Annotated in this window: 9 protein-coding genes; 1 reads left to right on the top strand and 8 read right to left on the bottom strand. The window is 36.5% G+C overall.

Going from position 1 to position 13,201, the window contains the following annotated elements; translation table 11 throughout:
• Positions 1-47: 47 nt before the first annotated feature.
• Positions 48-1,268, top strand: coding sequence for a site-specific integrase (locus JNUCC51_RS19455; RefSeq protein WP_490356151.1), 1,221 nt, complete (start codon positions 48-50; stop codon positions 1,266-1,268).
• A gap of 44 nt (positions 1,269-1,312) precedes the next feature.
• Here JNUCC51_RS19455 and deoC read toward each other — a convergent pair whose 3' ends face one another.
• From deoC to dnaJ, 8 genes are all read right to left on the bottom strand, one after another.
• Positions 1,313-1,984, bottom strand: a complete 672-nt coding sequence (gene deoC, locus JNUCC51_RS19450; RefSeq protein ID WP_337989357.1) for a deoxyribose-phosphate aldolase — start codon at positions 1,982-1,984, stop codon at positions 1,313-1,315.
• Between the two features lie 202 nt (positions 1,985-2,186).
• A complete protein-coding gene (gene mtaB / locus JNUCC51_RS19445) occupies positions 2,187-3,536 on the bottom strand; it encodes a tRNA (N(6)-L-threonylcarbamoyladenosine(37)-C(2))-methylthiotransferase MtaB (RefSeq protein WP_337989356.1) in 1,350 nt (449 codons plus the stop codon).
• 664 nt (positions 3,537-4,200) lie between these two features.
• Positions 4,201-4,911, bottom strand: a complete 711-nt coding sequence (locus JNUCC51_RS19440) for a CsxC family protein (protein ID WP_337992264.1) — start codon at positions 4,909-4,911, stop codon at positions 4,201-4,203.
• A gap of 217 nt (positions 4,912-5,128) precedes the next feature.
• Positions 5,129-7,246: a BC_2427 family protein gene (locus tag JNUCC51_RS19435; protein WP_337989355.1), complete on the bottom strand. Its 2,118-nt coding sequence runs from the start codon at positions 7,244-7,246 to the stop codon at positions 5,129-5,131.
• Between the two features lie 1,219 nt (positions 7,247-8,465).
• Entirely contained in the window at positions 8,466-9,263 is a 798-nt protein-coding gene (locus tag JNUCC51_RS19430; RefSeq protein WP_337989354.1) for a CsxC family protein, read from the bottom strand.
• Positions 9,264-10,141: 878 nt separating this feature from the next.
• Positions 10,142-10,879 carry a 16S rRNA (uracil(1498)-N(3))-methyltransferase gene (locus JNUCC51_RS19425; RefSeq protein WP_337989353.1) on the bottom strand — a complete coding sequence of 246 codons (738 nt, stop codon included), beginning with the start codon at positions 10,877-10,879 and terminating at the stop codon, positions 10,142-10,144.
• Positions 10,880-10,962: 83 nt separating this feature from the next.
• Positions 10,963-11,904, bottom strand: a complete 942-nt coding sequence (prmA, locus tag JNUCC51_RS19420; RefSeq protein ID WP_337989352.1) for a 50S ribosomal protein L11 methyltransferase — start codon at positions 11,902-11,904, stop codon at positions 10,963-10,965.
• Between the two features lie 21 nt (positions 11,905-11,925).
• Complete coding sequence (dnaJ, locus tag JNUCC51_RS19415; protein ID WP_337989351.1) at positions 11,926-13,044, bottom strand: molecular chaperone DnaJ; 1,119 nt, start codon at positions 13,042-13,044, stop codon at positions 11,926-11,928.
• Positions 13,045-13,201 lie beyond the last annotated feature (157 nt).

Below are 13,201 nucleotides of genomic sequence, written 5' to 3'. Positions count from 1 at the left end.
CGCCTATTCCTGTACACACGCCGCCAAGCATGAAAGGAATGAACAAGGTGAAGTTATATAAATCAGCAAAAGAACCTGAAATTTATCACTATTTCAATGCGAATAAAGAAAAATTATGGATGTTTCGCCATAAGTATTATGATGCTGCTGGGAAGCGGAGAGAGAAGAAGAAAAGTGGCTTTAAAACAGAAAAAGCAGCATTGAAAGCCCTTCTGGAAGTGAAGGCTGCAACGCTGCGTGGTGAAACAAAACATATTGAAAATGAAAATTTAACTATTAATAATTATGTAGATCTATGGTTTGAGAAGAACTGTAAAAAGAAAAAATGGAGCGCTAATTCAGTTCTGATTCGTGAGAAAGCTATACGTCTTCATTTTAAGCCACTGCTAGGACGCTATAAGCTCCAAAGCCTTGATGATGTTATCTATCAAGAATACTTTATAGACGTGTTAGCGAAACAGTACAAGCCTAGTACAGTGCATCAAGCTCACAATGTCTTTAAAACGATTATTAATGCGGCTATTAAAGAAAGAATATTGCTCCACAATCCTCTCGTTGACATTGTACTACCTGCTAATACTAAAAGGGATGAGACCGGTAAGAAACAAGAAAATTATCTCACTCCTACTGAATTAGTAACTTTTTTGAATGACGCTAAAAAAAATGAAAATATCACAAATTACACTTTTTTACTCGTAATTGCATATACAGGGATGCGTTGCGGCGAAGCATGTGGATTACAGTGGAAAAATATTAATTTTAAAGAGAATACAATAACAATTGAACGTTCCAGGGATTATGGCGGCACCCATACGCCTAAAACACTTAATAGTTATAGAACCATTCTAGTGGAAGAAGCTGTTATGAAGCAATTAGAAACCTATAAAAAATGGTGTAAGCAAAAATTGTTGTCGTATGGCCTAAAACTGAAGGATGAAGATGAATACGAGAATGATGATACATTTATTTTTATCTCACATTTATCAGGAGATCCTATCGCATCAAACAACACAGCTAAAATCATGTACAAGATTATTCAAAGAACCGAGCTACCAAAAATAACTTTGCATGGTTTACGACACACGCATTGTACTATTTTATTGAATCGTGGGTTAAATGTGAAGGTCATTGCAGAACGTTTAGGAAACACTCCTAAAATGATTTATGAAATATATGGTCATGTTCTTAAAGAAATGGAAGAGGCATCCGTAGCGGCATTTAGTCAAAGTTTAAATGAAATTGGGGCTAAAAGTGGGGCTAGTTCGTAAAGAACAGCCCCGTAATACTTACTATATAAGGATTTTCATTACTATTAATAATTAGAATCTGCAATTAATCCGTTCATAATAGCAACACCCGAGCTTGCTCCAATACGAGTTGCTCCAGCCTCAACCATCTTTTTCATATCCTCTAAGCTTCGTACACCGCCAGAGGCTTTTACACCTAAATCTGGGCCTACTGTTTTACGCATTAAGGCAATATCTTCTGCTGTTGCGCCTCCAGTAGAAAAACCAGTTGATGTTTTCACATAATCTGCACCTGCTGCCACAGCTAGCTCGCATGCTTTTACTTTTTCTTCGTCAGTTAGAAGGCAAGATTCAATAATTACTTTTACAAGTGCATTGCCTTTTGCCGCTTCAACAACTGCAGCAATATCTGCTTGTACAAGGTCATAGTTTTTATCTTTTAATGCACCGATATTAATAACCATGTCTACCTCTTGAGCACCATTAGCAATCGCATCTTTCGCTTCGAATGCTTTAACAGCTGGCGTGTTAGCACCTAAAGGGAAGCCAATTACAGTACAAACCAAAACATCTGAGCCTTGTAAAAGTTCGCTACTTTTTTTTACCCAAGTTGGATTTACACAAACAGAAGCAAAGTTAAATTGTTTTGCCTCTGCACACAGTTTTTCGATTTGCTCTTTTGTTGCTTCAGCCTTTAATAACGTGTGATCAATCATACGCGCGAAGTTTTGTTCCATTTTTATTAAACTCTCCTCTATCAACAAGTTGTACGTACCTCTTGAAATCATAACATTTTTTAACGTTGCCGTCTAATTTCTTTCTAGTTAGGTGAATTCAATAAAAGTACTTAGAAGATAAATATGTGATATCTTTAAACAAAAATATAGCAAAACACCGTCCAAAATTTGAACGGTGTTTTGCTTCATAGTTACTCTATTTTTATTTTACAGTTTCTAAAACACGAACAAATTGTCCTTTAGAATGAGGATATCCAGCTTGAGTAATTTTCACCTTCACAAGCTGACCGATTAGGCTTTCAGGGCCTTCAAAGACTACTTTTAAGTAGTTATCTGTATAACCCGTTAAAAGCCCTTCCTCTTCGCTTCCATCATGCACGAATTCTTCAGGAATTACTTCTAGTACTCGATCTTCAAAGCGAGAAGCATATTCCTTTGCTAATTGGTCATTTAAAGCGATTAATCGGTGAACACGTTCGTTTTTAATATCCTCGTCAATTTGATCCTCCATACGCGCAGCTGGAGTACCTGTACGTGGAGAGAACGGGAATACGTGTAATTCAGAAAACTTATGATCACGAATAAAATTATATGTTTCCATAAACTCTTCCTCAGTTTCTCCTGGGAAACCTACGATTACGTCAGAAGTGACAGCCAAGTCTGGTAAAGCTTCATGTAGTTTAGTTAAGCGTTCACCAAAGAACTCCATTGTATACTTACGACGCATACGTTTTAAAACTGTATCAGAGCCAGATTGGATTGGAATGTGTAAGTGATTAACAACGATTTTTGATTCACGTAAAACTTCAATCACTTCATCTGTTAATTGACTTGCCTCAATCGAAGAAATACGAAGACGTTTTAAGCCCTTCACATTTGCCTCTAAATCACGTAGTAGCTGAGCTAAATTGTAATCTTTTAAGTCTTGTCCATAACCACCTGTATGAATACCAGTTAAAACAATTTCAAGATACCCAGCATCCACTAGTTGTTGGGCTTGGTTCAATACTTCTTGAGGATCTCGAGAACGCATTAACCCACGTGCCCATGGAATAATACAAAACGTACAGAAGTTATTACAGCCTTCTTGTATTTTTAACGATGCGCGTGTTCGGTCTGTAAATGCAGGCACATCTAATTCCTCATAAACACGATTTTTCATAATGTTGCGTACAGCATTAATTGGTTGGCGTTCAGTAAGATATTGGTCTATGTAGCCAAGTAATTTTGTACGATCCTGTGTTCCTACAACAATGTCAACTCCAGGAATCGCCATAATTTCAGCTGGAGATGTTTGAGCGTAACATCCAGTTACACAAATAACAGCGTCTGGGTTTTGACGAATAGCTCGACGGATAACTTGACGTGATTTTTTATCTCCTGTATTTGTTACTGTACATGTATTAATGACATAAACGTCTGCTTGACGATCAAACTCCGTACGTTCATAGCCATCTTCTTTAAATAGCTGCCAAATTGCTTCTGTTTCATAATGATTTACTTTACAACCTAGAGTATGGAAACTCACGATTTTCGATCGCTCGTTACTCATAATATATATCATCCTTTCAAGAGTGCACTACAATAAATAAAATTATTAACGTGTCTTATAATAGCACAAATAAATATAATGAGCCTAGCTTTTTGGCTAAGCTAATTTTTTTTGTATAAAAATACAGGTACCATAATTGGGTACCTGCTTTACAGTCGGGTGTTCGAACCAAAAACCCATTTTTTCATTATTGTTCAAAATGAGACACCTGATATTTCCTTTTTAATACCCTAAATCACTCTCAATTATGCCTCGGTAAAATTACGTCCGGAATCGGTAGAGGCTTTAGGGCAACAAATGTTTCTTGCGCGAAAGCGTAGCGACTGCAGCAGGATGTTGGTCATTCAGTCGTGAGTTGTTTGTTGTTGCTGTTGTTGTTGCTGTCGCTTCGCTTTCGCACAGATAAAGCACAGGACGTGGCGTTCTTAGATTGAGTTCTTTTATTTAGAAATTTAAAACCTATGGGTAAATAATAAAATATTGAGAATAAGTTTTTAATTTGGTAATAGCAAAAAGGCAGTTAAAAATTAGATTCAAGCTAACTTTCAACTACCTACTTAGATTGGATTTTTTCCAGTGACCATTAGACATTAAATATTACATTTTTTCAATTTCATTTTTTTCAGTAAACTGCCTTTTTTACTTCTCTAAAAACTGGAGTTTTTTAAGGACTCACAGGAGGAGTAAGTCCTAAAAGATTAGGAGTTATTACACTAGTGCCAGCTCCAAGGCGTACTTGTTGAACTTGCAGTACTTTTACAGTAAGCTCCAGCACAATTTTTTCACGTAATGTGCTGAAAGTAGCTTCTGGTGCTGCCATAATTGGTGAGAAATCAAGTTCAAAGAAGTTTGCAGCTACTAACTCTCCAAATGGTTGTTCATTGTACTTAACGAGATTTTGGAAGAAAGCCTTATCCAAACGAGCATCCATTTGCGTTTTTTCATTAAGGAAGTTCGCTTCGGCAAACTCGGAAATTCCTAAAATCGGAGTAGTACCTCCAGCCATTTGTGGGAAAATAAGGTCTGTAAAACCTGAAAACTGAACATCGGCAATTCTATCACGAAGTGCCCCATTACAAGCTGATGAAGCATATTCTATATTTTTACGAATATGACCTGCAATAAATAATTTAGCTCTTGTTACTCTAAAAAAGTCAGTGTTGTCAATACGAGCAAAGCTAACCGGTACTAATTTAACTTGATTTAAGAATACATTTTTTTTCACTCTTTTGATTTCAGTTGCTGCAGGAGTGAGCGTAATATCCGACTCCACAACGATTTGAAGTGTTGGTTCTGCAAGTACAACTGGAACTTTAATAGTTGGAGCCGAAACCGGCGTAGCTACTAATGGAGTAATTTCATTAGTTAATGGCATTTGTTCAGTTGATGCTACTGGACAAGGTTCAGATGGACGAACTTGGCTATCTAATTGATTATCTAATTGATCACTCAAAGTATTTCCCTCTTTTCATTTTTTTGTGAGAAAGCTCTCATATCGCTAGAATATGTTGGGATTTAATCCATATATGGACGATACACCAGTTTTTTATAAAAAGAGTTTTTGAGCAGATTAGATATGTTTCAATTATCCTCTAGATTCTTGGCACTCGAATTTTCTGTACTTGTAGCATATGAATGATTAATTCTAATACTATGTTTAGACACATTTGATTTGAATGAATTAATGACTCCTTTTGTGTAGGTACTGCATTCTTAGTGCAATGCGTAATATATTCAATATTCTGATAAATATAACCTTCAATAAATAAATTCCCCTTCAAAGCTGAACATGTCCCATTACCTAATGATTGAGAAAACTGATTTGGTACGAATCTACAATTCGTTAATACTACTTCACTCGAGATATCTTTAACTCCCACAATTCCTTTTTCAAATACGATATTTTCTTCAAGGCATGTTTCTATTTTATATTCCCCTAATACAACTGGAACTCTAATATTCATAAAATCATCGGAACTGTAAGAGTGATTATTTGTTTCTCCTTTTTTAATTAATTGTGTGTTATGTAAAGGAACTACAACTGATTTAGACGGATTCCTCTTCTGATTATTTTTATCATAAGTATCATTTCTCATAAAAAATATAATTTCATTCATTTTTGAGTTAACCAAACGACAATCAGGCAGTTCAGGATAATCAGTTGTAATATTAAATAGTTTGGTTTCAAATTGAGGAGTTAGATGATTGTTTAAATCGAGAAAATCAAATGTATTTTTAACAATATCACCACAGATAGGAGCATGAAGAAAATCATCAATTTCCACGTAAGTAGAAATTGGGGTTTCTTGGGTTCTGAAATATATTTCTCCTTGAACTGATTCAGTAGATGCACTATCATGACCTGCAGGAGTGTTTTTCTCCATCTCTTCTGTATCAATAGTACTCCTAATTTTAACTTCCTTGTCGGATTCAAAAGGACTTAAAAAGTCACGATTAGAGTCTAGTTGAGATGCAAAAACTTGTTCTTCCCCATGATTGGTTTTGTCTGCCTCTTCTATATCAAGCGGATCATTCATTTCATCCTTATCATCAATTTCAGAAGGAGTAAGTAATTCACGATTGGAATCTAGGTGCGCTGCAAGTTCCTGTTCCTCTATAGGTTTGATTTTATCCGACTCTTCTATATCTAAGAGATCATTTATTTCATCCTCAACATCAATTTCTGGAGGAATGAGTAACTCATGGTCGGAATCTAAATGCTCTTCAAGTTCCTGCTCCTCTTCAGGTTTGATTTTATCTGCCTCTTCTATATCTAGAAGATCATTTATTTCATCCTCAACATCAATTTCTGGAGGAATGAGTAACTCATAGTCGGAATCTAAATGCTCTTCAAGTTCCTGTTCCTCTATAGGTTTGATTTTATCCGCCTCTTCTATATCTAGAAGATCATTTATTTCATCCTCAACATTAATTTCAGAAGGGGTGAGTAACTCAAGGTCGGAAACTAAATGCTCTTCAAGTTCCTGTTCTTCTATAGGTTTGATTTTATCCGCCGCTTCTATATCTAGGACATCATTCATTTCTTCCTCAACATCAATTTCATGAGGGATGAATAACTCAAGATCGGAATCTAAATGCTCTTCAAGTTCCTGTTCTTCTATAGGTTTGATTTTATCCGCCGCTTCTATATCTAGGACATCATTCAGTTCTTCCTCAACATCAATTTCAGGAGGGGTGAATAACTCAAGATCGGAATCTAAATGCTCTTCAAGTTCCTGTTCTTCTATAGGTTTGATTTTATCCGCCGCTTCTATATCTAGGACATCATTCATTTCTTCCTCTACATCGATATCAAGGGGAATGAGTAACTCATGATTAGAATCTAGATTTGTTGCAAGTTCATGTTCCTCTATAGGATTGGTTTTATCCGCATCTTCTATATCTAGGACATCATTCATTTCATCCTCAACTACAATTTCAGAAGGAATGAGTAACTCGTGATTAGAATCTAAATGTGTTGCAAGTTCATGTTCCTCTTCAAGGCTGTTTTTTTCATCCTCTTTTTCTATATCTAGGGGATGATTTCCCAAATCAGAATATGGAGAATTTAAAATTTCAAATGTAGAATTTTTTTGAGATTCATGATCTATTTTTTTTCTCGGTTTAGTTAGATAATTAAAATTGATGAAAACTTTTTGCTTGGCACTTATTTCCTTCATTTCACTATAGTTAATCCATGGAGTTTTCATTAGTTCACCCCCCAAATAATGTTTTAACAAATAAAGTGCAACAGTTAATCCGCAAAACTTCTACGCATTTTTCCACCCAAAACGTCATTTTGGTCGATTTATTAATATTCAAAATCTGTTTTCTTCAGGAAAAGCTCATGAAGTAACCCATTTTTCATTTATATTACTTCCACATATTTTGAAGAATAGATTGATTAAAAAAACAACGATTTTCATTTTCTAATATCTGATAACAGCTAAAATCTTTTTCTTTTATTTTTTCTCAAAGAAATGATAGATATATAACTTATAATGAATTTCCTTTTTCCAATGTGTTAAATACAATATCAATTATGCCTCGGCATAATTGCTTCCGGAATAGGCTTTGTGCTTAGGCCTGCAGATGTTTATTGCGCGAAAGCTTAGCGACAGCGACAGATGTTTATTATGCGAAAGCGCAGTGCTAACGTAGGGGCAACAACATGTTTTTTTCTGTGCGAAAGCGAAGCGTCGGCAAAAAGGTTTTATCCACGCGAAAGCGTAGCGTCAGTGGAAACAATATGATGAAGATCAGTTAGCCTTTATCGTATGGATGAGATGATTTTAGGCTAACATTCTTTGTTAACTCCTTTCCGATTCCGTGATGTCTGCCAGAGGCTTTAGGTCAACAAATGTTTTTTGCGCGAAAGCGTAGTGCTAACGTAGCGTCAGCGACACGATGCGGGTCACTCAGTCGTTGCCACAAGACGCGGTGTTCTTAGACAGAGTTCCTCTATTTGCAGCAGGTGTTTAGATACCTGTACCTGTCGCTACGCTTTCGGACAAAAAACATTTGTAGCTGAAGCTTCGCTTTCGCTACAGAAAATAATTGCTGAAAGAAGTTAAACGACATCATTACGAGCTACAGTTATATTGACCTAAGTGTTGCACTTACAATTATAATTACAATCCATTTTATGCTTGACTTTTACTTTTGTCACCGAGTACTTTCAAAAATCTCAGTAGCAATTGAGAACTATTGTGTTTGAGAGACGATTGTTTAGTAGTAAAATCTAAAGTTTTTCTTTACATTATTTTTTCAACTCGAATATTTTGATAGCACCTATTATTGCATTCAACGATCGATATTTTATAACAAGAAGGCAGTTGAAAAATCAATTTAATCGAATTTTCAACTACCAACTCAAATATTGGATTTTTTTCAGTACCCTCTAATATCCTTTTACATCAAAATTAGAGATTAACATTCAGAAGAATTAGTAGAAGGAGGTTCTATACTAACTGGTGGAGTCAATCCTGAAAGAACTGGAGTTACTACAGTAGTACCAGTTCCAAGGCGGACTTGTTGAACTTGAACTACTTTCACAGTAAGTTCCAGTACAATTTTTTCACGCAATGTTCTGAAAGCAGCTTCTGGTGCTACCATCATTGGTGAAAAATCAAGTTCAAAGAAGTTGGCTGCCACTAACTCGCCAAATGGTTGCTCATTGTATTTAACGAGATTTTGGAAGAATGCCTTATCCAATCGAGCATCCGTTTGCGTTTTTTCATTAAGGAAGTTCGCTTCGGCAAACTCGGAAATTCCTAAGATTGGAGTAGGGCCTCCTGGTGTTTGTGGGAAAGTTAAATCTGTAAAACCTGAAAACGGAATATCAGCAATTCTATCTTGAAGTGCCGCATTACATGCTGCTGAAGCATATTCGATATTTTTACGAATATGTCCTGCTACAAATAATTTTGCCCTTGTTACCCTAAAAAAGTCAGTGTTGGCAATACGTGCAAAGCTAACCGGTACTAGTTTAACTTGATTTAGGAATACATTTTTCTTCACTCTTTTGATTTCAGTTGCTGCAGGAGCAAGTGTAATATCTGACTCCACAACTATTTGAAGTGTTGGTTCTGCAACTACAACTGGAACTTTAATAGTTGGAGCCGTAACTGGTGTAGTTACTAGTGGAGTAGCTTCACTAGTAAATGGTATTTGTTCAGTTGATGTTACTGGACAAGGTATGTTTTCATTATTTGATTGATTACTCAAAAAAAATCTCCTCATTTCATTTTGTATTATTTGAGAGCTCTCCATATCAGAATATGTAGCAATTAAATCTATGAATAGACGTGTATACTAGTTTTTTACTTATTTTAAAAATGAAATTTACGAGCTGAAGAATGAACAAAAAAACTGTAAAATACCGAATCCAAACTCAATACATAAAGCTAATATTGCAATTGTAATTGGTGTTTTACCTATTTCTAGTATACGAATAATCAATTATGCCTCGGCATAAATGCGCTCGGAGGCTTTAGGCCAACAGATGTTTTTTGTACCGAAAGCGTAGCGACAGGTACAGATGTTTTTTGCGCGAAAGCGTAGCGGCAGCGGCAACAGCACGATGTTGTTCACTCAGACGTGTGTTGTTGCTGACGCTTTGCTTTCGCTACATATAAATAATTGCTGAAAGAAGTTAAATAATTCAGGAAATGAGATGGTATATAAACCTGTAACAATTAAAGTAGTAGAATAGATCATAGCAGCTATTACAAAAAAGTTAATGAGATAATTAATTTATTCACTTGCTTATCCCCCTCCGAAGTTGAGATCCCCTATAAAAAGAGGTCACTATGTAAAACATGGTATATAACAACATATTTTTGCTGTCATTTAGAATGGAAATTCATCATAAGTTATTTAGTTATGTTGATACTACACGGACGCTATTTTGAAATATAATAGAGCCGATTCAAAGTTTTTTGAATCGGCTCTTATTGTTAGGATTATTAATATAAGCAGTCATTAAGGTGTGTCTCTATCTCTTTAAACCTTGTCACGACTGCACTTATACTCAATCAAAATGCAATTTACTCATGCACAGCAAGGTGATGAAAAACTTTTTTTAACTAGGCTGAACGTCTATTTCATTCAAATTCATAAGATATTGCAGACAGTGCATAGAGAGGCGCTGTTTCTGCTCGTAAAATTCGGGGTCCTAAAGACATCGTTTGGGCACCGGCTTGTAGCAGAGCATCTGCTTCTTTTCTAGCAATACCACCTTCTGGACCAAAGATAATAAGAATTGATTTCGACTTCTTGTCATTTAAGTTTTTTAGCTTCTCTGCAAATCTTGTGCGTTTATCTGCTTTTGCATCCTCTTCATCTGCTATAAAAACGGCATCAAAATTGCCAACTTGTTCTAGTAGCTGTTTAAAAGAGATTGGTTCATAGATTTCAGGGATATGTGTACGATGGGATTGCTCAGCTGCTTCTTTTGCAATTTTTTGTAGACGCTCTTGCTTTTTAGCACCTTTCTTTTTATCCCATTTAACGATGGAACGCTCTGCTTCAAAAGGCAATAAAGCAAACATTCCAAGCTCTGTTGCTTTTTGTGTAATAAGTTCTAGTTTATCGCCCTTCGGCAAACCACATGCCACTGTTACATGAACAGGTAACTCTGGAGAAGGAATAATTTCACCTGTAGTTTGAATGTGTACCTCATCTGCTTCAAAGGCTACAATTTCACAAATATGGGCTGTATTTTGTGCAACTACAACGATTTTGTCGCCCTCTTTCATACGCATTACTCGTTCAATATGTCGTGCATCCTCTCCGCTAATACGTGCTTCCTCAATGGTCGTCTCAATAAAATAACGTTGCATGTTACCATACTCCTTTATAACAAGAAGAGAAAAACGCCAAATCGCCAGCACTCGGCTCACGATTTGGCGCTTTCTCAATCAATTTATTGTGGTCGACGGGCAATAATAGCAACCCAATCTTCCATTAGTAATACTTCTTCGATTACAAACCCTGAAGCTTCTAGTGCTGCTTTTACATCATCACGTTTCGCGCCAATGATGCCTGAAGTGACATATAATCCACCCGGTTTAACAACTGAAAATGCATCGTCAGTAAAGGACATAATAATTTCTGCTAAAATATTAGCCACAACAACATCAGCTGGTTCCTTAACTGTATCCAATAGATTTCCATGGAATACTGATACTTTATCATCTACTTTGTTTAGAGCAATATTTTCTTGTGCTGAACGTACAGCTACTTCGTCTAAATCAAGCGCATGTACGCTCTTAGCCCCTAGTAAGGCTGCACCAATTGAAAGAACGCCTGAACCCGTTCCAATATCGATAACCGTATCGCCCTCTTTTACAACCTTCTCAAGCCCTTGTAAGCACATAACAGTTGTAGGGTGCGTTCCTGTACCGAAAGCCATACCAGGATCTAATTCAATAATTAATTCATCTGTTGATACTGGTACATATTCTTCCCATGTTGGTACAATTGTAAAGCGTTCAGAAATTTTTACAGGATGATAGTATTGCTTCCATGCTGTCGCCCAATCTTCCTCGTTAACTTCCACAATCGATACAACATTCTCACCAATATCGATGTTGAAAGTCGTTAGATTTGTTATAGCCGCCTTAATTTCTTCGACTGTTTCATTTAAAAAACTAGACTCCGATAAGTAAGCCTTAACAATAACACCATCTTTCGGAAAATCCGCTTCATTTAACGCATAAATTTCACCATACTGATCTTCTCGTGGCTTAGCAAATTCTGCAGAATCCTCAATAACCACACCACTTGCCCCTGCTTCATGCAAAATATTCGAAATTGCTTCTACCGCTTCATTTTTTGTATGAATGGATAATTCTGACCACTTCACGTAGCTCTTCAGCTCCTCTAATTATTCACCTTGGAATTTTTTCTTAATTTTATCGAATAGTGAGCTTCCTTGCTCTTCAGGAATATCACCACTGATTTCTGCAAATTCACGTAGTAATTGTTTTTGTTTTTCTGTTAATTTTTCTGGCGTTACAACTTTTACTGTTACATATTGATTCCCTGTGCCATAGCCATGTACATTTTTGACACCTTTGTCTTTTAGACGGAATTGCGCACCTGACTGTGTTCCCGCTGGTATACGTAGTTTTACTTTCCCATGAACAGTCGGTACTTCGATTTCATCACCAAGAGCTGCTTGAGGGAATGTCAATTTAAGTTCGAAATAAATATCGTCGCCATCACGTTCAAACTCTTTGTGTCCTTGAACGCGGAACATAATATATAAATCCCCCGCTGGTCCTCCATTTATACCTGGCTCACCTTGACCAGACACACGAATTTGCTGACCATCATCTACGCCTGCTGGAATGTTAACTTTGATCTTCTTACGTTTTTGAACGTTTCCTTCGCCACGACAAGTTGAACATTTTTCTTTAATGATTTTACCTGTACCATGACATGTAGAACAAGTACGACGATTCATCATACGGCCGAAAGGTGTATCTACAGCTTGATTTACTTGACCTGCACCTTGACATGTTGAACATGTTTCAGGATTAGTACCTGGTTTTGCACCTGAACCGTGACAAGTATCGCATAATTCATCTTTAGGAATTTCGATTTCTGTTTCTTTCCCGAAGATCGCTTCCTCAAATGTAATATTCATACGATATTGAAGGTCATCACCTTTACGCGGTGCATTCGGGTCCTGACGGCGACCGCCACCACCAAAGAATGAGCTGAAAATATCCTCGAAGCCGCCAAAGCCGCCGCCTCCGAAGCCACCACCAAAGCCTGCATTTGGATCCTCATGGCCAAATTGATCATAGCGTGCTTTTTTCTGATCATCACTTAATACTTCATAAGCTTCAGCGATTTCTTTGAATTTTTCATCTGCACCCGGCTCTTTATTAAGGTCAGGATGGTATTGCTTTGATAATTTACGGTATGCTTTTTTAATTTCATCTTTAGAAGCCGATTTTGTTAAACCAAGCACCTCGTAGTAATCGCGTTTATCCATGATTCACACTCCGCTCTTTTTGCATAAAATCTATTGTATCACGCAGTTAAAAAAACTGCCTCTATTTTAATATTAAATATTCATTAAAAATGTTGCATATATGTTTTTTCACTTTTCACGCAGTTAACCTATGCAACTAAACGATTAAATTTGTGTT

It is taken from the genome of Lysinibacillus sp. JNUCC 51 (genome assembly GCF_015999525.1).
GTDB classification, from domain to species: domain Bacteria; phylum Bacillota; class Bacilli; order Bacillales_A; family Planococcaceae; genus Lysinibacillus; species Lysinibacillus xylanilyticus.
Note: the sequence above shows the minus strand (reverse complement) of the source record. Positions and strands in the feature narration are given on the sequence as shown.

Bases quoted from the DNA above. Each gene is read 5' to 3' on its own strand.
- JNUCC51_RS19440 (WP_337992264.1), bottom strand. From the start codon at position 4,911: ATGCCATTAACTAATGAAATTACTCCATTAGTAGCTACGCCGGTTTCG.
- deoC (WP_337989357.1), bottom strand. From the start codon at position 1,984: ATGGAACAAAACTTCGCGCGTATGATTGATCACACGTTATTAAAGGCT.
- JNUCC51_RS19435 (WP_337989355.1), bottom strand. From the start codon at position 7,246: ATGAAAACTCCATGGATTAACTATAGTGAAATGAAGGAAATAAGTGCC.
- dnaJ (WP_337989351.1), bottom strand. From the start codon at position 13,044: ATGGATAAACGCGATTACTACGAGGTGCTTGGTTTAACAAAATCGGCT.
- mtaB (WP_337989356.1), bottom strand. From the start codon at position 3,536: ATGAGTAACGAGCGATCGAAAATCGTGAGTTTCCATACTCTAGGTTGT.
- JNUCC51_RS19425 (WP_337989353.1), bottom strand. From the start codon at position 10,879: ATGCAACGTTATTTTATTGAGACGACCATTGAGGAAGCACGTATTAGC.